The organism is Persicitalea sp., assembly GCF_041751555.1.
Taxonomy (GTDB): Bacteria; Bacteroidota; Bacteroidia; order Cytophagales; family Spirosomataceae; genus Persicitalea.
In genome coordinates this window covers 1-22,079 of the sequence record NZ_JBGSXF010000194.1, presented here as the reverse complement: position 1 = coordinate 22,079, position 22,079 = coordinate 1, and the positions used below count along the sequence as shown (strand labels likewise).

The window sequence follows — 22,079 nt, the reverse complement described above, 5'->3', positions numbered from 1 at the left end:
GGTCGAGGCATTGCTGATTTTCACCGCCGTGCCGTTCTCGGCGGTGGGCGGCATCTGGGCGTTGTGGTTGCGCGATATGCCGTTCAGCATTTCGGCGGGCGTGGGCTTCATCGCGCTCTTCGGCGTGGCGGTTTTGAACGGCATCGTCTTGATTAGTTATTTAAATCAACTGGAAAAAGAGGGCGACCTCAACCTCCGCGATCGCATTCTGCACGGCGTCCAGGCCCGCTTCCGGCCCGTCATCATGACGGCCTCGGTAGCCTCGTTCGGTTTTTTGCCGATGGCGCTTTCCACCTCGGCGGGTGCAGAAGTACAGCGTCCGCTAGCGACCGTTGTGATTGGTGGGCTGATTACGGCCACGCTGCTGACGTTGGTGGTGTTGCCGGTGTTGTATAGTTTGGTGAAGGGGAGGAAAGGGGGAGAGGGGCAAAGGCACAAAGGCACAAAGTTTAAAGCGGGAGGAGGGACAGGAAGGCAAGGCTTTACACTTTTTCTATGTGGCTTTGTCGCTTTGTCGCTTTGTGGCTCTGCCAAGGCGCAACGGGTAGTTTCCCTCGCCGAAGCAGTTGAAGAAGCGGCGGCGCAAAATCTCTTGATAAAATCCGATCAACTGGGCATTCAGGCGCAGCAGGCTTTGTTGCCTTCGTCGTTCAACCCGCCCAAGACGGCGGTGGATGTGCAGTACGGGCAGACGCAGGCGCGGCCTTTGGATTATACCATAACAGCCATCCAGTCGTTTTCGGCACCAGGATTGTACCGGGCGCAACGCGATGTGATGGAGGGCAGTGTGCAGAGCGCGCGTTACCAGTTGGCGGTTAGCCAGGTGCGGCTGGCGAACGAAGTCAAGCGGACGTACTACCAATTGCTCTTTGACCAAAAATATCTCAGTGTTTTAGAGGAGCAAAACGCGCTTTACCGGGAAGCGGCGCGGGCGGCGGAGGTGCGCTTCCGCACGGGCGAATCTAACCGCCTGGAAGCCGTCACGGCCCAAAGCCGGGCGCAGTACCTGAGCCAGCGCATTCGCAACGCCCGCCGTGGGCGGGATGTCCACTACGCGGCCCTACGGCTTCTGCTCCAAACGGGCGACAGCCTGCAAATCGACACGCTCGTGGCTCTAAAAAGACCGCTCGATCCGTCGGTGGCGGCGGTCGTAGCAGTGGAGAACAATCCGCAATTGAATGTCTTGCAACAACAAATTGAAAACAGCCGCCGCCAAACTACCCTCGAAACGCGCGCCCGCCTGCCCGAGTGGCGGCTGGGTTTTTTGAATCAATCCATTGAACGCAGTCTGGGATACAGCGCGTTGCACTTGGGCGTGTCTTTTCCACTTTTTGCCAAAGCCCAAACCGCCCGCGTCCAGGCCGCCCGCATTCAGGAGCAAATTCAGGAGACACAACTCGACTACACCGTCCGGCAACTTGCCACCGAACTGGAAGTAGCCCGCTCACGGCAACAAAGCCTGGCCGCGACGCTGGATTATTACGAAAATACCGCCCTGCCGCAAGCCGCGCTTATTCGCCAAACGGCCCTCACCGCCTACACCAGTGGCGAGATCGGCTACGTGGAGTTTTTTGCGGCTATCCAGCAAGCGTATTTATTGCAGGAAGAGTACCTAAACAACGTTTTGGAATACGATGTAAATCTGATTCGAGTCGAGGAAATTTTGGGAATACCGTAGAGACACAGCACGCTGTGTCTCACGTGCGACAGCAAGCCTTAAAAGAGGATTCGAAAAATCTTTCTATGAAAAAGAACTACTGGAAATATACTGTTGGCATCTGCTGGCTTCTTGTGGTAACACTGCCTTCCTGTCAAATGGGATCGCAGCCCGCCGACGAAGCAGCCGCTGCGCAAGACGCAACGCCCGACAGTGGTACTGTCAACGAAATCACGCTAACCGAACCGCAGTACCGCGCCATCGGGGTTGAGCTAGGCAGTGCGACAAACGAAACCGTGAGCACCGAAGTTAAGGCCAATGGCCGCGTGGATCTGCCGCCCGAAAACCGCGCGACGGTCAGCCTGCCCATCGGTGGAAAAATCCGCTACGTAAAAGCCCTGCCTGGCCAGGCGGTCCGCCGGGGCGAGTTGCTGGCGACGCTGGAAAGCTTCGATTTCATTCAGTTGCAGCAGGATTATTTGCAAAACAGCAGCCAACTGGTTTTTCTGCAAAAAGAACTGGAACGGCAAAAGACGCTCAGCGCCGAGAATGTCGGGGCCAGGAAAAACTACGAAAAAGCCCAGGCCGACTACGACGCCACCCGCGCTTTGACCCAATCGCTGGCCGCTAAGTTGAAGCTGTTGGGACTTTCAGTAGGTACTTTGGAGAAAAACGGCATCGCTCCGGCGGCGCGAATCGTTTCGCCCGTCAACGGCTTCATCACCGTCGCCAATATAAACCTCGGCAAGCAAGTTATGCCTGGCGAGGAATTGCTGGAAATCATTGATAAAAGCCACATGCACATCGAACTGGACGTTTTTGAACAGGATGCACCCTTCATTAAAAAAGGCCAGCAGGTACGTATCATGCAGTCCAACGGCCCGCCGCTGGAAGCGACCGTCCACCTCGTGGGCCGAATGCTCGAAGGTGATGCCCGCAGCCTGAATATCCACGCCCATGTCCGCGACGAAAAGCAGGAGCGGGAATTGATTCCCGGCGCCTACGTTTCGGCTTACATCCGTACGAGCGACCGTGCCGCCATGACCGTGCCGCCCGATGCTTTGGTAAGGAAGGGAGCGAACGGTTTCGTGTACATCCAGAAAAATGGCCGCGAATTTCAGCGTATTCCTGTAGAAATCGGAGCCACGGCGGAGTCGGGAAATGTTGAAATAAAGCCAGCCGCTAGTTTGACCGGACAGCAACTGGTCACGAAAGGCGCGTACCTGATCGACGCTGAATTTGCCAAGCGCAGCGAGCCGCAGTAGAGACGCAGTTGATCGCATCTGGCAGGCGAAAGCAACCCGCGTCCAGCCGAAGCACGATTCTGCCAAAGAAAGACTACTGGACACCTACCAATGTAGAGGGAGGGCTACCCAGATTCCGAGAGTTTCTCGAAAGTTTTGAATTTTTGGAAAGTTGTATAACATCCAAATCCGTCAAAGCTTCCATAAACGCAACCAAATCCGATTTTTCCAGCGCATCCAGACGTAGCGAATCGGCTGGTAACGTCTGATTGGGCAAATTCAGCCCGAATCCAACGGCTCCCCCGTGATCGTAGAAATCCACGACTTGTTCCAGCGTCCGGTAAGCGCCGTTGTGCATATAGGGCGCGGTGCGGGCCACGTTGCGGACGGTCGGGATTTTGAAGGCGTGTTTCAGATCGGGCATCGTCGGGTAAGCCGCGCCCCGGCCCTCGTCGGCATCTATTTTCCCTGATATCGGTGCGGTCATCACGCCCAGCACCTCCGACTCGCTGTGGGTGAAAGTGGGCGGCACGGTGCCGTTGAAGATGGGCATGAAGTGGCAGGTACCGCACTTGGCTTTGCCCATGAACAAATTGAACCCGCGCTTCTCAGACCCGTTGAGCAACGTTTTCTCGCCCCGCATATAGCGGTCGAAGCGGCTATCGAAGGGCAGCAGGGTGCGCTCGTAGCTGGCTAGGGCGTTCATCACGTGGGCGGGCTGGATTTCTTCAAGAGTAGGAAACGCCTTCTTAAATAAAGCTACGTAGGCCGAATCCTTTTTCAGCCGGACGCAGGCTTCGGACAGCGAGCCGTGCATCTCGTCGTGGTTTTGGATCACATCCTGCGACTGCGCTTCCAGGCTGCTGGCCCGTTGGTCGTAAAAGTGCTTTTCCTGCAAAGCCGCGTAGAAGAGCGTCGGGGCGTTGCGGGCCACCGACGCACCTTTCAGGCCCGCGCTTTTGGGCAAGCCGTCGGTGAACGCCTTGTCAGGCTGGTGACAGGAGGCGCAACTGCGGGCGTCATTCGCCGAAAGACGAGTTTCGTAGAAAAGTCTTTCGCCCAAAACTACCTTGTCCTTATTGGAAAAAGCATTGGCGTCGCCTGTGTAGAAATCAGGGTTGAAGAGGTTTTTGTCAAACAACGTGCGGGCGTCGCCGCGCAGGGGCAGCAAATCCTTGAAGGGTGCGTAGCCAAGTGCCTTCTGATAATCCAGCAACCGTCCCGTGAGCGGGTTGATGTAGTCGGAAACAAAGCTCAGGCGATCGAAGGTATCGAAGTTAGGATTTTTTTGGGTAAAAGCGATGGCTTTCTGAAACAGCAGGTCGAGTTCGGCGTCTTTTTCTCCTGGAAACAAATCCACGTAGCGTCGCAGAGCTTGCAAGTTGGCGGTAAGTTCGGGGATGGCCGTAAAGGAAATCGGCGTGTCGAAACCGGAAATCCCCAGCGTAATGTCGCGGAACAATTGTAGCCGAACGGCGTCGAACAGGTGGGCTTCGGTTAGTTCGGTCACGGTCCAAAGCTCCCGGCAGCGGCGCAGTTCGGGCTGCATTTTCCTTATTTCCTTTACCAAATCCGCCCGCGCGGAGGTATCGAATGGATAAACCATCTCCTCGATTACCTGCAAGCCCCCCGGCTCGAAGGTCTTGTTTTCCTCCAACTCGTACTCCGGTAACGGCGGGCCGTTCAGAATCCGGCTCGTGGCGGGAAAATAGTACTCCGTGAGGTGTTCGATTTTCTTGTAGGTCAAGCGGCATTTTTGAAAAACGGCCCGCAAAGAATCTTCGTCGGAACTACGCTCCGCCAATTCCAGCAACGGCCCGCTCACGAAACTTTCCAGCGAATCCAAATCCTGGGAAAACATTTGTTTAGCTATTCCCATCGGTGTTTTTTGCTGGCAGCTAGAAACTAGGGTTCCACAAAAAAGTAAAAGAATCAGTGACAGGAACGTCCTCATCATTTTTTTGAATAAAAAGTAAAAAGACCTGCCGACTCCGAAAAGCCGACAGATCTTAACTATTTAAGACGATTGCCAATTGCCGATCGTAGCGACGAACCGAGCCAACCGTGCGACGGACCAAACTATTTGGCCACCCCCCGCACGATCACCACTTGCCCACCTTCGGTGAAGGAACTTTGCAAATCGTTGGTTTTGGTAGCCTGGCTGCCATCGACACCCGCGTATTTGACATCACGCCAGGTGTGCGAGTGGATATTGACGGCAAAAGTGTTGGGAATACCCGTCAGGTCGGACACATCGTACATCGCACCGTACTCCCACGAACTGAGCAGATCCACGTTCAGCGGGTTGTACTTGGCCTGGAAGACGGGGTCGTTGCGACGGTGGTTCATTTCCAGCATCGCCTTCAACTCCTTGGTAGCGATGTTGTATTGCCAGATGCGGCCGTCGTGTTCAGTGGCGAGATAGAACGAGTCGCCGTCTTCCTGGATGTACACGAAATTCTGGGTCACGCAGATATTGTCGGGGTTCGTGATGGACAAAGCGGGATTCTCGTCGCCGTCCACGATCAGTTCGAGCTTACCTTTCAGCGGGTCGCTGGCGTCCATTTGGAGGTGATAGACGCGGCCCCACATCGTTTTGCCGGGGATGGGGTCTTTGCGGTTGCTGGCTTGGCCCGTGGCGGTGAAGTAAACGTTGCGGGCGTTCTCGGCGCTCCCTTTGCCGTAGTCCACGTCCTCGACGCGGGTAAACTGGATGGCTTTCTTGGCCACCGTCTGGGCGGCGATCTGTGCCCCCGTCGAAGACTTGGCGTTTTCGATTTCTACAAACTCCACGTCATGAAGTTCACCGCGCTTCATATTGGTTTCGACGGTATTCTGATCCTTACGACGCAGCATGTACAGCTTGCCGTTCTGCAAATCACCCACGGTATTAGACACGTAGGCGATTAACTGGCCGTTGCCGTCGTCCTCGCCGATGATGATGACCGTCTTGCCGGGGAAAGCCGTTTTGGGCAGCGGCACGGCGTTTTCCATCGACGCCTTGCCCAGAGCGGGCAGGACGCGGTTGGGGTTGCTGGGGTCGGCGGGGGAGATCGGGTCGATGCCGTGAACCAGCGACTCGGCTCCGCTTTCACCGGCCGTCAGGAAGATGGGGCCGAAGCCGTGTTCGGCGGGCGTAGCCATCGTGGCCGAGCAAAGGCGCGTGGTGCCACCATCGTAGTTGACGATGTACTCGCCCTTCGTGGGCTTAAAGTTTTTGTCCAGATACACCCGCGACACCGACCGCAGGTACTCATGGTTGTTGATCATGATGAAGCCGTCGCTCACCGGGTCTTTGATGATGTCGGCACCGTCGGGCTGGCCACCGAAAACAAAGTTGGGCGAGCCGGCCAACACGTCGTCGGAAGAGATAAGCGTCGTGATTTGCAGGTTGTCGAAGCCCGGCAGGGCCTTGACCAAAGCGGGATTCACCGAGAAGTCTTGCAACGCCACGGCGGGCGTCGGGTTGTTAATGTCGTGATCCTTGATGCAGGCCGCCATGATAGCGGTAGTGAGCAGGGCGCAGCCTGCGGCGTAGGGGAGTTTCATGCGATGACGGTTCAGTTGAATTTTTGTACAAAGGAACGCGCAGGCTATGAACTAAATGTTATCGGGATTTTATGGGTTTGTTGCGTTTGGGAGGGGATTATTAATGAAATTTTAACATTAAAAAGCTTCCCGAAAGTTCAAAACTTTCGGGAAGCTGAATTCAAAAACCGATCGTAAACCGCAGCCCCGGACTCAGGTTCTTAAAAGCACCATTGAAGTACACTTCGGGTTCGACCTTGATATTGGGGGTAAGGTTCAACCCGCCCGTAATCCGCCAGGTGTTGGGTTCGTAATAGTCGCCCCGGCGGTGGACGAGATAGCCTACGGTCAACGAGCCCGTTTGCACGACTGGCTTTCGACCGATGATATTGGAGTCCGACTTCTTGAAAAAAGCCAATCCGGCCAGAGCGAATCCGTTCTGAAATGCCTTTGTTTTTCCCTCGATGTCTCTTCCGAAAAAGTACTGGTGGTGGTAGCCAAACGTTGGCTTCAACTTCGATTTTTCAAGATAAAACGTAAATCCGGCATCGAGCGAAGTCATCCAATTTCCCCGGATATAGCCAAGGCTGGCTCCCGGACTAATCATCAACATATCTGACCCAAAGTTGGCCAGTTGCACCTGTCGGTTGCCCAGGTAGCGGCCATAGACCTCGGGCGAACGGTCGAGTACGATGGGGTCGGTACGCTTCTCCATTTTTTCAAACAGGAAGCTAGTTTTTTCGCGCATTTCTTCGAGGAGCATTGAAACGTCTTTGAGGTCATTGGCTAGCAGGAGCATTTCTGCTTCCTGGTCATTCCTGTTCACTACTATTTTTAGCGTGTCCTGCACATTTTTCACATAGACAAGCTCCTTATCCACTACCATGAAATCACGCGTACTTTGCGGGTACTTTTTCCACCGAAGTTGCGGCTCTTCGTTGTCATCTAATGCGTAGTGAACCGATAGGCCGTCCGTATCTTCGGGAAGTCCTTCGATAGCGGGGCGGTAGTCGTCCCAAAACAAGCGCACCAGAGAGTCGGGACGCTGTACAAGCTTTAACTGGGAGTACTTTTTGGATTTTAGTAGCAGTACATTTCCCTTTGACAGTTTTACTTCGAAAGAGGCCGTGTTCAGCAAGCCAAGATACTCTTTCTTAAAGGCATCGGCGTTGAGTTCCGAATTGAATTCAGGGTCAGGTTGAGCCAAAAGGGGTACCGTGACGCTCCCCAACAGGAGAGCGATGCACAAAAATAATCGGTTCATTGGATTTTGTTTAAATAAAGGTGAGAAACTAGAATCTAGCGCTGAATGGGAATATTCAGCAGAGTCTTATTATCGCTTGGTGTCGTTATCTGCGAACCGGGTGGGAGTCCAATCCGAAACGCCACCCGTGACCGCGCTTTGGCTTCCTGCTGCTTGCGCTCTCGGATTTCGTTGATGTGAACTACACGGAGCGCGGGCTCTTCGTGAGTTAGGGAACCAACTACCTCCACGGGCACTGGAAGAATGATAGGAATTGGTTGCTCGATGGCGGCGGACTCGACCGCTACCCTAGTCGGAGGGGGGGGGTCCGGTAGTATAGTGAGACTGTAATTTCGCTCGGGTTCTCGGTTTCCATTCGCTAGTTCACGTCGTCTGGAGGATGGTGCATGCTCTACTTTGCTCCCTCTTGCAGAGGTTTGAGAGCGAGCCTCCGCTACACGAGTTTGCAACGGGGTACTTTCAAGTGATGCAGGCTTTTCGGTAAGATTAACTTCCTGTGTAGATAGCGTTTCAACTTCCGGCTGGGCTGACTGCATCCACCAAATTCCTCCAAAAACTCCGACTAAGAGTACCGAGGCGGCGGCCCACCACCAGGCGGCCAGTGCGCGTTGCCGTTCCGCCTTTTTGGGTAGTCCGGTTTGCAACTGCTGCCAGAAGGCTGCCTTATCGAAGTCGCGGACGGGCTCGTCGGCCAGGTAGTCGGCGTTGCTTCGAAAGAGGTCGTCCAGTTCGTTATTTTCCATAGCTGTATCCGTTTTTTATCAGTAAACTCTGTAAGGCCATACGGGCCTTACTAAGCTGTGATTTTGAGGTATTCTCGCTGATATTCAGCATCGTGCCAATTTCCTGATGCGTGTAACCTTCAATGGCATGGAGGCAAAAAACCGTTCTATAGCCGTCGGGCAGATGCAAAATCAGGTCGTGAATTCCTTCGGCATGCAGGTCGCTTTCCGCTGTGGCGGGCTGAGCGGCAAATGGGGTTTCTTCCAAATCCACATCTGCAAAAAGCCATTGATCCTTTTTGGTTTTTCGCAGGTGCATCAGAGCTTCATTGACCACGATCCGCTTCATCCACACTTCCAGCTCATCGTCGCTGCGGTACTCGAAGGCCGTGATGGCTTTGAATATTTTCAAAAAACCGTTCATCAAAACCTCCTCCGTTTCCATCGCCTTCGGCACGTAGCGACGGCACAGGCGATAAAGCCGATCCGCGTAGCGGTCGTACAGTCGCTTTTGGGCGAAGGGGTTTTGCCGTTGGCACTGGCGGACGATTTCCTGCAAAACGTAGGCGAGGGTTGGGTGAAAATGAGTAAAGAAACAGTACTTCTAATTGTCTTCAATACCAGTAATGCCAAAAATCCCCGGAGGGTTGCCCGCGGGGATTTTATTTTTCTACAAAAACCAGAAAATAGCGCCTAGGTATTGACGGGTTGGTACCTTGCCCGCACGAAAGAGAAAATGCCGTAACAAACCAGCCCCAGCGCTACGATGGCCAGCACCCAGGAACCCCAGGCTTGTTCTAAAAAACTAAAAGCCGAATCGGAGCCACCTGCCTCGCTGGAGTCGGATTGCAGAGCCGCTCGCAAGAATAGATAACCAATGAGTAGCCACACAATACCCCGCGCGATGTAGCCCACCTTCCCAGACGCCAGGAGCGTTTCCTTTACTTTGTTATCCAGCTTCGTCTTCTGAATTTTCTTGCGGTGCTTGCCGGAGAGGGAGTAATAGGCTTGATATACGCCGACGGCCATCACCCCTAGGGCAACTGCCCCAACCAGCCATTGGCCGTAGGGCTGCTGCAGGAGTTTTTGAGCCACCGTCTCTCGGGTATCACTACCGTCATCTGAGCCGCTGCCGAACAAGAGTTTGGCGGCGTAGAAGGTAGAGGCCGCATACATCAGGCCGCTGAAAACATAACGCGAGCGCACGACCAGACCTTTGGCGTCGCTGCCTTTGTCTTCCGTATCCAAAAAAGCCTCGACCAATCGCCAGACACTGTAACACAGTAATCCGATGGCAATCAGGCCCAGCAGAACTTGTCCGAAAGGTTGCTCTTCGATCCATTCCAGGGCCTGCGACTTGCCGCCCTTGTCATCGCCAGTGCCCATTTCAAAGGCAGCCATAAACGTGAGGATGCCCACTAGCGAATAGACAATTCCTTTGGCAGTCAGGCCCGTACGGGCGGCAATTTCAATCCATTGATCGCGGGAGGGAGCATTTGGCGTAGAGGAAGACATCTAGTTGATGGAAAGTGGAGGACAGTTTTTCTTTGATCGCCGCGGCTGATGGACGGCAGGAGCAGCTGATGTGTCACTAAAACTGTACCATCGCATCACTTTATGAAAATCGGCTGGTACTTGGCCCGGGCGAACATAAAAATGCCGTAACAAACGAGTCCCAGCGAAACAGTGGCCAATGTGAGGGTGCCATATTCGTATTCGAGGTAGTTAAGGGCGGTGTGGGAATCGCCCGCGGCGCTGGAATCGGACTGCCAGGCGGCTTCCAACAGAAAGTATCCGATGATCAGCCACACGATAGCGCGGGCGAAGTAGCCGATTTGACCCGAGCGGATGAGTATTTCCTTGGCGCGGGTATCGATTTTGCATTCCTCGATAATCTGGCGGTAAGTACCAGACAGCGAAAGGTAGATTTGAAAAACGCCGACGCCCGCCGTTCCCAGTGCGAAGGCCGCCACCAGCCATCGGCCGTAGGGTAGTTCCAGAAGCAATTGGGCCACGGTTTCGCGGGGTTTTCCTTCCAAATCTTCCGAGGTGCTGCCACCTCCGCTCAAAAAAAGCCGGGCGGCGTAATAAGTCAGGGCGCCATAGACTGCGCCGTAAGAAAGGTACGACGCCCGCAGGGCCAGCCCATGCAGACCGTTGCCCTTATTATCGGTATCCATGATGGCTTCGATGAACCGCCAGACGGTGTAGCAGAGCAAACCCACAGTAACGATCGCCAGCAGGATTTGTCCGAATACCAAATCCTGCACCCAACGCAGAATCTGGGAAACTTTGCCCTTATTGACGCTATCACCGATGCCCAGCGAACTGGCAAAAGTAAGAACTCCCACTAGGACGTACACGAGACCGATGGAGATCAAGCCGATTTGCGCGGTAAGTTCGATCCACTTTTCGCGACGGGACAAACGAATCTCTGCCATAGGAAAAAATAATCGGTGGGACCGAGGGGAAATTTACACTTTCAAAGCAAAGTGCAGGCTCGTCACCTGCATTCTCTTGTTGAGGTACAGGCGGTGGGCGTCGGTGCGAGCCTCGCTCACGCCCGAGTCCAGATGTACCTGGTCGAACTTCTCGCGGCGAGCGTAGTCGATGACCCAGTCGAGTAGTTGCCCGGCGTAGCCTTTGCCACGTGCTTCGGGCAGTGTCGAAAGGTCGTCCACGTACACGTATTTACCCCGGTAAAGGTTGTAACCCGTCTCGAACACCACCACGGCAGCGGCTTCGCCGTCCTCTTCGATAAAAATCATCTGGCGATTGTCCGCCAAAGTTCGGCGAACGGCTTCTTCGTACACCTCATCACTCAGCAAAGGTCGCAGCGCCTGCACTACCCGGCGGCATTTCAAAATATCGGCGTCAGTAATCGCTTTCCGAATTCTATTCATTGTTCGAAGAAATACCTTGACCTCTAACTCTCAGCTCTTCCGCCTACTGCCGTAGACAAGTTCAAAAGGCTATGCCCCATCTTATCCCGCTTGGTAAGCAGGTACTTTTCATTGTGCGGGTTCGAGGCAATCTCGATTCCAACCGTATCCACGATTTCCAGACCATAGCCCATCAGGCCGACGCGCTTCTTGGGGTTATTGGAAATCAATTTTATTTTGGAAATTCCTAAATCCCGCAGAATCTGCGCACCTACGCCATAATCACGCGCGTCCATCGGTAGGCCCAGTTCAATATTGGCCTCTACGGTGTCGCGGCCCATTTCTTGCAACTTGTAAGCTTTCAGTTTGTTCAAAAGACCAATCCCGCGCCCTTCCTGATTCATGTAAACTACCACCCCTTTCCCCGCTTTATCCACCAGGTCCATTGCAGCGTGGAGTTGGCTGCCGCAGTCGCAGCGGCAGGAGCCAAAAATATCGCCCGTCATGCAGGAAGAATGCACTCGTACCAGTACGGGTTCATCTTCTTCCCAAGTACCTTTCACCAAAGCCAGGTGCAGTTCGTTGGTATTGATTTGTCGGTAAGCGATCAAGTCGAAATGTCCCCATTCGGTGGGCATATCCACACCAATTTCACGCTTGATGAGCGACTCCTCCCGCAGGCGGTAGGCGATCAAATCCTTGATCGTCACCAACTTCATATCCAGGCGATCGGCGATTACGCGCAATTCAGGCAGACGGGCCATCGAACCGTCCTCGTTCAGTACTTCCACCAATACGCCCGAAGGCGTCAGTCCGGCCAGACGGGCGAAGTCAAGCGAAGCTTCGGTGTGGCCACTACGGCGCAGTACGCCACCTTGCTTAGCTTTCAGAGGAAAAATGTGGCCGGGACGACCCAGATCCTCCGGTTTTGTCTCGGGATTGACCAGAGCCAGAATAGTCTGAGCGCGGTCGGAGGCCGAAATACCCGTTGTGCAGCCACCACCCAGCAGATCGACGGACACGGTAAAGGCGGTTTCATGGGCGGCCGTATTGACCTGTACCATCATATCGAGCCCCAACTCCTGACAGCGTTCCTCGGTCAGCGATACGCAGATGAGTCCCCGGCCTTCGCGCGTCATGAGATTGACGAGTTCGGGCGTAAACATTTCGGACGCACCGATCATATCGCCTTCATTCTCACGGTCTTCGTCGTCCACCACGATAATCAACTTACCCGCCTTTATATCCGCGATAGCATCTTCTATGGAGTCGAGCTGGATTTTGGTATTATTGTTGCTCATTAGTTCAGTCGATGAAAAATAGTTTCGCCGCTCAGGGCGTTGTAAGCCGTAAAGGTAAACCCTTAGTTCGGAAAGCGTTACTTTTGACAATGGGGAAACAAAGGTTCGCGGGCTTCCGTTTCTTTCCAACTACGTTTCGTGCGATAACAATCTATTTTTCAAAAAGATTTTGGAACAAGATTTACTCAGAATAAGGATGTTACATTGCAGATTCCGCTGGATCTGGCTCGTGTGGATGGTTATCGGGACAGGAGCGGTAGCCGGAGCACAGGATTTGTGCCAGAAAGGCGGAGGTGGCTTCTCAATCAACGGAGTCGGCGGTTCCGGTCCGATCATTGGCTGTGCGCCTTTCAAAGTCGATGTGAGCAACACCATCGCAGGGGCCAACAACATCAACTTTGTCTATGATTATAAGGGAGAAGCTACGCCTACTTTAACTACCTCTACCACTTTTACCTACACTAAGCCCGGCAAGTACCGCATCCTGCAGGTGGGTAGCAGCGGGGCCACAGGAATCACAGCCTGTCGCGAGGTAGTTGTACGTGACATTACACCACCCAAAGTAACCGTAACCTCCTGCCCAGGCGGCATCGTCAAGCTTGCTTTTGCGGACGATAGTACCACCAGACAGTATGACCAAATCGAACTCGACTGGAACGATGGCTCGGCCGTGGAATACATCAATAAGGGCGACGCGCTGCAAAAGGAGCACGATTTTTTCGGCACAGGTACCCGCATAATCCGATACAGAGCCACTTATAAAGACGGGAACTGCTCAGGTAGTCAGCGGGAAACGCTAAGGGTACAGGTCGATGGCACGAAAGTAGAAAAGATCGCGATCAGCCAGGTGGATGCCCGGGCCGACGGCTCCATCGGTCTTAGCTTCGAGGGGCTGGCTGGCGTAGAGTCGGAAGTGATGGTGAAAACCGGAACGGGCAACTACGTTGGTTCCGGCGTCAAGTCGTCGAAAGCAGGTAAGGTAGAACTGACGCTGCAATCACTAGATCCTAAAAAAGTCCACTGCCTCAAAATAGCTACTACCGACGCCTGTGGAAACGTAACCGAATCCAACGAGGTTTGCACCGTGGTGCTAAACGGTAAGGCCGAAAGTGAGCGTAACATTCTTACCTGGAGCCAGTACCCCCAAGCGGGAGAATTCAGGAGCTACGAATTGCTGCGCAACGGCAACCGAATCAAAAGATTTACCAAAGTTGAGGATGTTTCTTACGTGGATAACGACGTGGAGTGCGGCGTGTCGTACCGCTATCAGATAGTCGCTACGGTCGGGAAAGTGGAGTCTAAGTCGGCTCCGGTGGAAGTCACGGCCAAGTCGGATTTGAAGCCTGGTGCCATTACCCAAGCCATTGTCAGTGTAGAGCAGGACGGCAGCGTATCGTTGGTGGCTTTTCCACCCTCGCAAGGGACGACACCTACCTACAAAATGATTTTCGAGCGCTCCACCAATCCCGATGGCGGGTTTCAGGAAGTAGGCGCTACGGAGAATACCAACCGCTACTCCGATGTAAAGGCCAAAACCTCAGAGCGCTCCTATTGTTACCGAATCATGTATGAAAACGCCTGTGGTAACCGCTCTGAACCTAGCCCTCCCATTTGTACCATATTCCTCAAAAACGAGGGTAGTATCCTGAAATGGACGGGCGAGCCGTCTTTTACGGATAACGTAGGGGGGTATTTTGTCATAAAACTAAATAAGGGCGGGGCGGCCTCAGAAACGGGCGTCGGCTCTAACGTCAACTACGATCCGCAGTTCGATGATCCCAATGAGCAGGAATTCGAGTACCAAATTCGCTCCCGCTCCAAGAACGGCGCGTTTTTGAGTTATTCCAATGTTATCCTTTACCGTCGCGAAGCCGCACTGTTCCTGCCCGATGCTTTCTCGCCCAATGGCGACGGGATCAATGACGCTTTTAAGCCAAACGGATCCTTTTACGATAATTTCCAGATGATCATCTACAACCGCTGGGGGCAGTCAGTTTTCCAAACTACCGATGCCACAACGGGCTGGGACGGTACCATCAACAATGACCGCGCCCCGCAGGGACAGTACGTGTACAAAGTCATTATCCGTGACAATACGGGCAAAGAGTTCGTTAAAAACGGCACCGTGTTACTTTTGCGGTAAAGGTGTTATCTTTGGCTATCGGCACTTCACCGAATTTCATAATTTAATATCTCATATCTAAAAAACTATGTTAGGAAACATGGACCTATCAGGCATGATGGGCAAGATGAAAGACTTGCAGGCTCGCATGGCGGAAGCACAAGAGCAACTCGGCAGCATCACCGAGTCAGCGGAGTCAGGCGCTGGTCTTGTGCGCGTGACCGTGAACGGTCAGAAAAAAGTTATTGGCTTAGAGATCGACAGTGACCTTATCAAGCCAGAGGACAAGGAAATGCTGCAGGACCTTGTCGTGGCGGCTATGAACAAAGCTATGGAAACCATTGAGCCAAAGATCAAAGAGCATCTGCAAAAATCTACGCAGGGCATGATGCCTAATATCCCTGGTTTGGATTTAGGTAATTTAATGAAATAGCCATTCTCTTTTTCCCTATCCCTCTTTGCTTCCGGTTTTAGCTTAGAACCGGACTTTTTGTTTTTGATGAAACAGGTTGCCATCGTCATCCTCAACTACAACGGACAGAAGTACCTGGAACAATTCCTGCCTTCGGTGCGGCGGTTCTCCCCGAACTGCGAGATCTGGGTGGCTGATAACGCCTCTACCGATCAGTCATTGACGTGGTTGGAGGAATTGCCTGATGTTCAGGTGCTGATCATTCCCGACAACAAAGGCTACGCGGGCGGCTATAATTACGCGCTTTCCAAGATCGAAGCCGACTACTACGTGCTACTCAATTCCGACGTAGAAGTAACACCCAACTGGGTAGAGCCCATGCTGGATTACCTGGAAAACAATCCCGGTGTAGCGGCTTGCCAGCCTAAAATTAAGGACTTTAACCACCGAACACACTTCGAGTACGCCGGAGCAGCGGGTGGTTATATGGATTTTCTGGGCTATCCGTATAGCCGGGGACGGTTGTTCGACACCTGCGAGGCCGATCACGGGCAGTACGACGCTACAGTCGATGTGTTTTGGGCCACGGGAGCCTGCCTTTTTATGCGAGCCACGGCTTTCTGGGAAGCCAAAGGGTTTGATGAAAGGTACTTTGCCCACATGGAGGAGATAGACCTCTGTTGGCGGTTGCTCAATCGAAAGTGGCGAATTGTATGCTGCGGCGATAGCGAAGTATATCACGTAGGTGGCGGCACGTTGCACAAGTCCAACCCGCGCAAGACCTTCCTGAACTACCGCAACAATCTGATGATGATCTACAAAAACATGCCCCTTGGGCAGCGGGTGCGGGTGCTGCTGGCGCGGCTGGTGCTGGACGGCATTTCGAGCGTTCGGTTTATGATGGCCGGGGCCTGGCCCGACGTGTGGGCCATCGCGCGGGCGCACTTTGCCTTTTACCGCCTGGTACCGCACCTCAACGAGCGCGGTAATCGTCCGCCCCGACAAGCGAGCTTGTACCGCCGCAGCGTGGTGTGGGAGTACTTCGTGAAAGGAAAAAGAAGATTTTCCGAACTACCCCTACTGTAAGGTCGCTCGAAAGAAAGCTTTTCAGCTAGAATTCCCAGATGGTGGGGCTTTGGTGGCGGCGCAGGTGCTTGCGCACCTCCATCCAAAAGGCCAATACCAGATAGATGATGATGGGTGAGCCGAAGGTAAGAAAGGAGGCATAGATGAAGTACAGCCGGATGCTGCTTGCCGAAAAACTGAGCTTCTCTCCCAGCTTAGCGCACACCCCAAACGCCTGATCTTCTACGTAGTAACGAATCCGATCCATAGTTTTTTTCTTTTAAAAGGTACAAAGTACCACTTTGCGCGATCAGATGCAAATTATTCGGCCCAGCCTGATTTTTTCAAAACGAATTTATTTTATTTGTAGGCAAAGCTTTTTTTAACCTGATTTTTATCATTATGCAGACAGGTACGGTAAAATTTTTCAATGAAGCTAAGGGGTACGGCTTCATCGTGGAGGACGAAACGAATCAAGACATCTTCGTTCACGTGTCGGGGCTAGATGGCCTGACGATTCGCGAAAACGACCGCGTAGAATTCGAGGTCGTGGAGGGCAAAAAAGGATTGAACGCTGCGCAAATAAGTAAGATATAGGTTTACTTTTCACCTTACCCCCTGCCCCCCTCTCCTTGAATGGAGAGGGGGAATCTTAACAATAACGGGGTGATTATGAAAGTCAAAAAAGGATTTTTCAAGAGATCCAGCCTTCGACATCCTCCTTTTTAGGCATTGGCGCGTCTATTTTTAACTTCTTACGCATTCCACCCAGGTCGTTGAAGACTTTGTTGGGATTAGCAGCTTTCAGAGCTGGGATGGTCATAAAGCCCATTTTTTGCAAAGCCGGAATATAGACCGCCGGCACACCCACCGCTTCGTAGTCGGCGTTAGTGGCGACTTCCGACTTCTTTTCGGGGCGCATCTGTGGGAAGAAAATGACCTCCTGAATGCTGGCGTTGTCGGTCAGCAACATAGCCAGGCGGTCGATGCCAATGCCAATACCCGCAGTGGGCGGCATGCCGTATTCAAGGGCGCGAAGAAAATCGTCGTCCATCGCCATCGCCTCATCGTCACCGCGCTCTTTCAATTTAAGTTGATCTTCGAAGCGTTCCTTCTGATCAACTGGGTCGTTCAACTCCGAGTAGGCGTTCGCGATTTCCTTGCCATTCACGAATAGTTCGAATCGCTCTACCGCACCTTTTTTGCTACGGTGTTTCTTAGTCAGCGGCGACATCTCCACCGGGTGGTCGATGATATAGGTCGGCTGGATGATGTGTTCCTCGACCTTCTCCCCGAAGACCTCGTCGATCAATTTCGCTTTTCCCATGGTATCGTTCACGTCCATTCCCCAGGCACGGCACTGCTGCCGGATCGAGGCCTCATCCATCGTCTCCACGTCTAATCCGGTGTGTTGTTTGATGGCGTCAGTGATACTCAGGCGCGGGTACGGACCAGCGAAATCCAGTTCGGCACCGCCAAAGGTAGTTTTGGTGCTGCCATTGACAGCCACGGCCACTTTTTCCAGCAACTCTTCCACCATCCGCATCATCCATTCGTAATCTTTATAGGCCACGTATAACTCCACGGTCGTGAACTCAGGATTATGGGTGCGATCCATGCCCTCGTTGCGGAACAGTTTGCCAAACTCATATACACCCTCGAAGCCGCCGACGATCAACCTTTTCAGGTGTAGTTCCGTTGCGATGCGCAGGTAGAGTTTCATGTCCAGCGCATTGTGGTGCGTCTCGAAGGGTCGCGCCGCCGCACCGCCGTGGATGGCTTGTAGCACAGGCGTTTCTACTTCCAGCCAGCCTTTTTCGTCGAAATAGCCGCGCATGGTCGTAATCATCCGCGCCCGTTTCTTGAAAACCTCCCGCACGTGCGGGTTGACGATCAAATCTACGTAGCGTTGGCGGTAGCGCAGTTCGGGATCGGTGAAGCCGTCGTAAACGTTACCGTCATCGTCGCGCTTTACAACGGGCAGCGGGTGCAGCGACTTGTTCAAAATCGTGTATTCCTGCACATGAACCGATATTTCGCCCGTTTGCGTGGTGAACACGAAACCCTTCACGCCAATGATGTCGCCGATGTCGAGCAGCTTTTTAAAAACGGTATTGTAGAACGTCTTGTCTTCGCCGGGGCAAATGTCATCGCGTCGGAAATACACCTGAATCGTTCCGGTGCTGTCCTGCAACTCGGCAAAGGACGCGCTGCCCATGATGCGGAAGTTCATTAGCCGCCCGGCCAGGGCCACACCTTTGTAGTCCAGCTTGTGGTTTTCGTAGTTTTTCAGAATGTCGGCCGCCGTGGCGTTCACGAGGTACTCGGCGGCGGGGTAGGGATCGATCCCTAATTTCATCAGTTCTTCGCGCTTATTGCGGCGCAGTATTTCCTGTTCGCTCACTTTTTTTTAATTGACAGTTGACAGTGGACCGGTACGCCGGTGCGGGTGGACAATATCTTTGTACGATGCCACCTCCACTGGATAAATAAGTTCGCAAAATTAGAGAAAATTGTGGGAACAGGGTTTTGAGTACGCTGAGCCTGGGATACGGAAACCCCTGACCATGTGTTATTCCATCACGCCCAAGGAACAAACCGAAAGTACCAGCGCTGAATATAACTTCGGGCTGGGTTCTACTTCCCCCGCCCGATCACTACATCCTTGATAGCCACGAAGATCGTGTGCCAGATCAGATTGAAAAATGATTCGTCTTCTGCCCGCAATACCTCGCCATCACCGACACGGATGGGACGGTTTCTACGGGGGTTGTTTTCATTAAGGATGACGTTATTAACTACCCGTGAAAGAAACCCGCGTTTTGCTAGTTTTCCGGTTTTGTCATCTACTTTTAACACGTTTACCCGCAGATCATCGTATTCTAGCTGCATTTTGATGGTCGACTGAACGATGTTGGCGTCGATATTGAATTTTAACTTGGTGAGATTGCCCGACTCGACCGAGGCGAGAGCCAGGGCTTCCGTCACGCCGTTGACCTGGCTCATATCGAAGCGATTCATTGTGCCACCGCAGCTAAAATCACCCGCTCGTGAGGCCAGGTTGAAGATGAAGTAAGCGCTCAGATCACCCGACCCCATGAAGCGGGTTTGAACATTGACGCGGCATTTTGCGTCTTTTTTGATCCAGGTTGAGTCGTTGGTCAGGTTGGTAATTGTACCATGGGTACCGTCGAAATAAACCGCGCCCCGCCGTTCCGTCTTCGGATTCAACTCGCCGTAGCGAACGCGGGTACTTTTGAGATACACCGTCTCAAAGCCGACCTTCGTTTTGGCCTTCAGCAGAATTTGGTGCGGGTAGTCGAAGTTTTTTACGACGGGGTCAACGGGGTAGCGCTTATCCTTATCGATGTCGATCAGCCCAGCGTCGATATAAAGTTTTTTGGCAAAAAGCTGACGATCCATCAGAAACCGCTTCACGTCCACCTGTGTCGCTTTGATATTCTTGAATTCCAGATTCAGACGGTCCGCCGCGAAGCCCCGTGCCTTACTAAATTCGTTCTTGGATAAGGTAGGCCTATAGAAGACGTTTTTAACCTGTAAAACACTGTCTTGTGATGAGAAGCCTAATTCCTGCATTTTGAATACGTACAGTTTGTTACCAGAGGGCAATTCCAGGCCCTCGGCTCGCAGACTGATATTATCGGAATAAAACAGGCGGCTCGTATCCCGTTCGGATTCTTCATCTAGTACGAAATCAGTCACGTCCAAATACAGTTTCTTCAGTTCGCTCTTCTGAGGTTCTTTCGACGCGTCTTGAAGATCTTCGTAAGTAAAGTCCACGTTGTCGAGACTGATCTTGTCAATCCGAATCGAATTCAGCACCTTGCTGATTAGTTCGTAGGGCGATTTTTTTGGCTTGTTCTTATTGTAATCTTTGGGATCGTGGACAATGTGCGCCACAGGCCTGCTAATCAGCACGCTGCTCATGCGAAGTGATTTGAAAAACAGCAGCCGCCACAACGATATACCCGTTAGCCGTACCCTCACTGCCTGCAAATCAAAGCGATCGTTGGGAGCTTTTTTTGCCTGCACGAGCTTTCGGTATACTGTAGAATCGGGGGTAAGCTTCACGCCTCGCACTTCGGCATTCCCCATCGGGATATTCAGCTCAATATCCTCGTAGCTAATCTGGTACAGGCTGTCGGAGGCGTTGACGACCGATTCCTTTAAAGAACTATCCAGTTTGTCCTTGAAAAAAATGGGTAGCCACCACGACAGCAGTAGCCCCAGCAAAATAAGCCCGCCTCCCAAGCTAAAAATCCAGAAAAGCCATTTTTTATAGCGTGGTTGCATGAGGAAGGAAATTTGAAAAAGACAAAACTATCCATTCCCGGCGTTATTTCCACAATTTGATATTCTTTACAAAAAAAATCCACAATCTCTTCCAACCTTTTATCACCACGCTGGCTCTTACCAAAGTTAACGAGCCAATCGAAGCACCCCTTACCTTCGGATGATAGAAAATGAACAGGAATTGGTAAACGGCTGTCGCCAGCACGAGCGAACTGCCCAGAAGCGTCTGTACGACGTTTTTGGGGGCAAAATGTTCGCTATATGCCTGCGCTACGTCAAAAACCGGGCCGATGCAGAGGACGTTTTACAAGATGCTTTTATTAAGATATATGAGAACATTGTCGCCTTCCGGGGCGACGCCCCGCTGCAATACTGGATGAAATCCATTGTGGTTAATACGGCGCTTAAGCACATACGCAAGCAGAAATATACTCTGGAACTGAACGACGTCCATACCTACGACAACCACTTGTCCGACGCCGAAGCCACGCTGTCGGGCTTCCAGATGCAGCAGCTTTTAGGTTTCATTCATGAACTACCGCCGGGTTGTCGGACCGTTTTTAACCTCTACGCCATCGAAGGTTATCAGCACAACGAGATAGCCGATTTGATGGGCATTTCGGAAGGCACCTCGAAGTCGCAGTACTCGCGGGCGAGGGGCCTTTTACAGAAAAAATTGAACCAAGAACAACGATTCGACAATGAATCAATCAGAAAAACCCAAATTTGAACAAGAGTGGCAGCGGGCCTTCGAATCCGCCGCCGAAACTCCACCGCCTGCGGCTTGGGACGCCATCGAAAAGCGTCTCGACGGGGAGGAAGCGGCCGTCGTGCCGCTTTTGTGGTGGAAAAATCCGAAGGTGTGGTACGCTGCTGCGGCCGTAGCGGCGCTGCTGCTGGTAAGCTGGCCAATCCTGCAACTAGATGATAGTCAAAGCAGTGAACAGCCACAGCTAACTACCCACACGCCATCGTCGCCCAATCCGGCAAATACCACACAAGCACCCGACACGGAAGTACCTGCGGTGGCTGCCCCCGGCATCGAATCGCCGGGAGTAACATCGTTGGGTTCTTCGATCGACCATAGGGAGCGAATGGCTAAGGGCGAAGATAAGAGAGATGCGCCCTTGGTTTTTTCCCCTTCGACCTCGACTGGCTCTCCCGAGCGTATAGCCGCTGAAACCAGTCGCCAATCCCATCCTTCGGCACCCCAAAACCCTGTCGCTGTAAGAGATAATTCTTCTCCTGCGTTAAATGATGCACCTTCGCTGTCGGGTCTTTCAAATGACGCGCGGACTCCGGGTACCTTGAAGAGTGAGTTCAATAAGCAACGGGAGGCCTTTTTGAATTCGCCGCCTACCAACGACGCACTCGTTCCGCGTACGCCCACCATCATAGTCATCACGCAAACTACCCGCAAAATCCCCGCTGGCGCGGATTCGGCCAGCGATTTGGAGCGGGTGATTACGGGTAGTTCCACAGAGCCGCTGCGCACCCCGGCTCTAACGCAGTCCATCACGGCCCTATCGCCCGTGGACGATCTGACCAAACTAGGCGTTGACTTGCGG

Annotated in this window: 20 protein-coding genes; 8 read left to right on the top strand and 12 right to left on the bottom strand. The window is 52.9% G+C overall.

The window, feature by feature from the left end; translation table 11 throughout:
• Together ACEW8P_RS06905 and ACEW8P_RS06900 are read left to right on the top strand one after the other, a co-directional pair.
• Positions 1-1,678: efflux RND transporter permease subunit (locus tag ACEW8P_RS06905; protein ID WP_373512362.1), on the top strand; the 1,678-nt coding region annotated here is incomplete at its 5' end.
• Between the two features lie 65 nt (positions 1,679-1,743).
• Positions 1,744-2,922, top strand: a complete 1,179-nt coding sequence (locus tag ACEW8P_RS06900; protein WP_373512361.1) for an efflux RND transporter periplasmic adaptor subunit — start codon at positions 1,744-1,746, stop codon at positions 2,920-2,922.
• Positions 2,923-2,995: 73 nt separating this feature from the next.
• On the opposite strand, the gene ACEW8P_RS06895 is transcribed toward ACEW8P_RS06900, so the two are convergent.
• The 9 genes from ACEW8P_RS06895 to ACEW8P_RS06855 all read right to left on the bottom strand — a co-directional run bounded on the left by ACEW8P_RS06895 (position 2,996) and on the right by ACEW8P_RS06855 (position 12,598).
• The gene (locus ACEW8P_RS06895; RefSeq protein ID WP_373512360.1) at positions 2,996-4,780 is read right to left on the bottom strand and encodes a cytochrome-c peroxidase; all 1,785 of its coding nucleotides are present in this window, start codon (positions 4,778-4,780) and stop codon (positions 2,996-2,998) included.
• A gap of 200 nt (positions 4,781-4,980) precedes the next feature.
• Positions 4,981-6,450, bottom strand: a complete 1,470-nt coding sequence (locus ACEW8P_RS06890; protein ID WP_373512359.1) for a hypothetical protein — start codon at positions 6,448-6,450, stop codon at positions 4,981-4,983.
• 160 nt (positions 6,451-6,610) lie between these two features.
• Positions 6,611-7,693 (bottom strand): hypothetical protein, encoded by a 1,083-nt coding sequence (locus ACEW8P_RS06885; RefSeq protein ID WP_373512358.1) that lies wholly within the window; start codon positions 7,691-7,693, stop codon positions 6,611-6,613.
• Positions 7,694-7,728: 35 nt separating this feature from the next.
• Positions 7,729-8,436, bottom strand: a complete 708-nt coding sequence (locus tag ACEW8P_RS06880; RefSeq protein ID WP_373512357.1) for a hypothetical protein — start codon at positions 8,434-8,436, stop codon at positions 7,729-7,731.
• A complete protein-coding gene (locus tag ACEW8P_RS06875) occupies positions 8,426-8,974 on the bottom strand; it encodes an RNA polymerase sigma factor (RefSeq protein ID WP_373512356.1) in 549 nt (182 codons plus the stop codon). The genes ACEW8P_RS06880 and ACEW8P_RS06875 overlap by 11 nt, the downstream gene beginning before the upstream one ends.
• Before the next feature lie 134 nt (positions 8,975-9,108).
• Entirely contained in the window at positions 9,109-9,930 is an 822-nt protein-coding gene (locus ACEW8P_RS06870) for a DUF1206 domain-containing protein (RefSeq protein WP_373512355.1), read from the bottom strand.
• A gap of 95 nt (positions 9,931-10,025) precedes the next feature.
• Positions 10,026-10,856, bottom strand: coding sequence for a DUF1206 domain-containing protein (locus ACEW8P_RS06865; RefSeq protein ID WP_373512354.1), 831 nt, complete (start codon positions 10,854-10,856; stop codon positions 10,026-10,028).
• Between the two features lie 33 nt (positions 10,857-10,889).
• Positions 10,890-11,318, bottom strand: a complete 429-nt coding sequence (locus ACEW8P_RS06860; protein WP_373512353.1) for a GNAT family N-acetyltransferase — start codon at positions 11,316-11,318, stop codon at positions 10,890-10,892.
• Positions 11,319-11,341: 23 nt separating this feature from the next.
• Positions 11,342-12,598 carry a bifunctional 3,4-dihydroxy-2-butanone-4-phosphate synthase/GTP cyclohydrolase II gene (locus ACEW8P_RS06855; protein WP_373512352.1) on the bottom strand — a complete coding sequence of 419 codons (1,257 nt, stop codon included), beginning with the start codon at positions 12,596-12,598 and terminating at the stop codon, positions 11,342-11,344.
• A 196-nt stretch (positions 12,599-12,794) separates the two neighbouring features.
• Between ACEW8P_RS06855 and ACEW8P_RS06850 the strand changes: the two genes are divergently transcribed.
• The 3 genes from ACEW8P_RS06850 (at position 12,795) to ACEW8P_RS06840 (ending at position 16,218) form a co-directional block, all read left to right on the top strand.
• Positions 12,795-14,741 (top strand): gliding motility-associated C-terminal domain-containing protein, encoded by a 1,947-nt coding sequence (locus ACEW8P_RS06850; RefSeq protein ID WP_373512351.1) that lies wholly within the window; start codon positions 12,795-12,797, stop codon positions 14,739-14,741.
• 79 nt (positions 14,742-14,820) lie between these two features.
• The gene (locus ACEW8P_RS06845) at positions 14,821-15,153 is read left to right on the top strand and encodes a YbaB/EbfC family nucleoid-associated protein (protein ID WP_373512350.1); all 333 of its coding nucleotides are present in this window, start codon (positions 14,821-14,823) and stop codon (positions 15,151-15,153) included.
• A gap of 66 nt (positions 15,154-15,219) precedes the next feature.
• The gene (locus tag ACEW8P_RS06840) at positions 15,220-16,218 is read left to right on the top strand and encodes a glycosyltransferase family 2 protein (protein WP_373512349.1); all 999 of its coding nucleotides are present in this window, start codon (positions 15,220-15,222) and stop codon (positions 16,216-16,218) included.
• Between the two features lie 25 nt (positions 16,219-16,243).
• On the opposite strand, the gene ACEW8P_RS06835 is transcribed toward ACEW8P_RS06840, so the two are convergent.
• The gene (locus tag ACEW8P_RS06835) at positions 16,244-16,465 is read right to left on the bottom strand and encodes a PspC domain-containing protein (RefSeq protein ID WP_373512348.1); all 222 of its coding nucleotides are present in this window, start codon (positions 16,463-16,465) and stop codon (positions 16,244-16,246) included.
• A gap of 134 nt (positions 16,466-16,599) precedes the next feature.
• On the opposite strand from ACEW8P_RS06835, the gene ACEW8P_RS06830 reads away from it, so the two are divergent.
• Positions 16,600-16,794: a cold-shock protein gene (locus ACEW8P_RS06830; RefSeq protein WP_373512347.1), complete on the top strand. Its 195-nt coding sequence runs from the start codon at positions 16,600-16,602 to the stop codon at positions 16,792-16,794.
• Positions 16,795-16,891: 97 nt separating this feature from the next.
• On the opposite strand, the gene lysS is transcribed toward ACEW8P_RS06830, so the two are convergent.
• The gene (gene lysS, locus ACEW8P_RS06825; RefSeq protein ID WP_373512363.1) at positions 16,892-18,556 is read right to left on the bottom strand and encodes a lysine--tRNA ligase; all 1,665 of its coding nucleotides are present in this window, start codon (positions 18,554-18,556) and stop codon (positions 16,892-16,894) included.
• Positions 18,557-18,834: 278 nt separating this feature from the next.
• Positions 18,835-20,511 carry a hypothetical protein gene (locus ACEW8P_RS06820; protein ID WP_373512346.1) on the bottom strand — a complete coding sequence of 559 codons (1,677 nt, stop codon included), beginning with the start codon at positions 20,509-20,511 and terminating at the stop codon, positions 18,835-18,837.
• Between the two features lie 160 nt (positions 20,512-20,671).
• Here ACEW8P_RS06820 and ACEW8P_RS06815 point away from each other — a divergent pair, with 160 nt between their 5' ends.
• The gene (locus ACEW8P_RS06815) at positions 20,672-21,241 is read left to right on the top strand and encodes an RNA polymerase sigma factor (protein WP_373512345.1); all 570 of its coding nucleotides are present in this window, start codon (positions 20,672-20,674) and stop codon (positions 21,239-21,241) included.
• Positions 21,213-22,079, top strand: an 867-nt coding sequence (locus ACEW8P_RS06810; RefSeq protein WP_373512344.1) for a hypothetical protein, incomplete at its 3' end; no start/stop codon positions are given. The genes ACEW8P_RS06815 and ACEW8P_RS06810, both read left to right, overlap by 29 nt.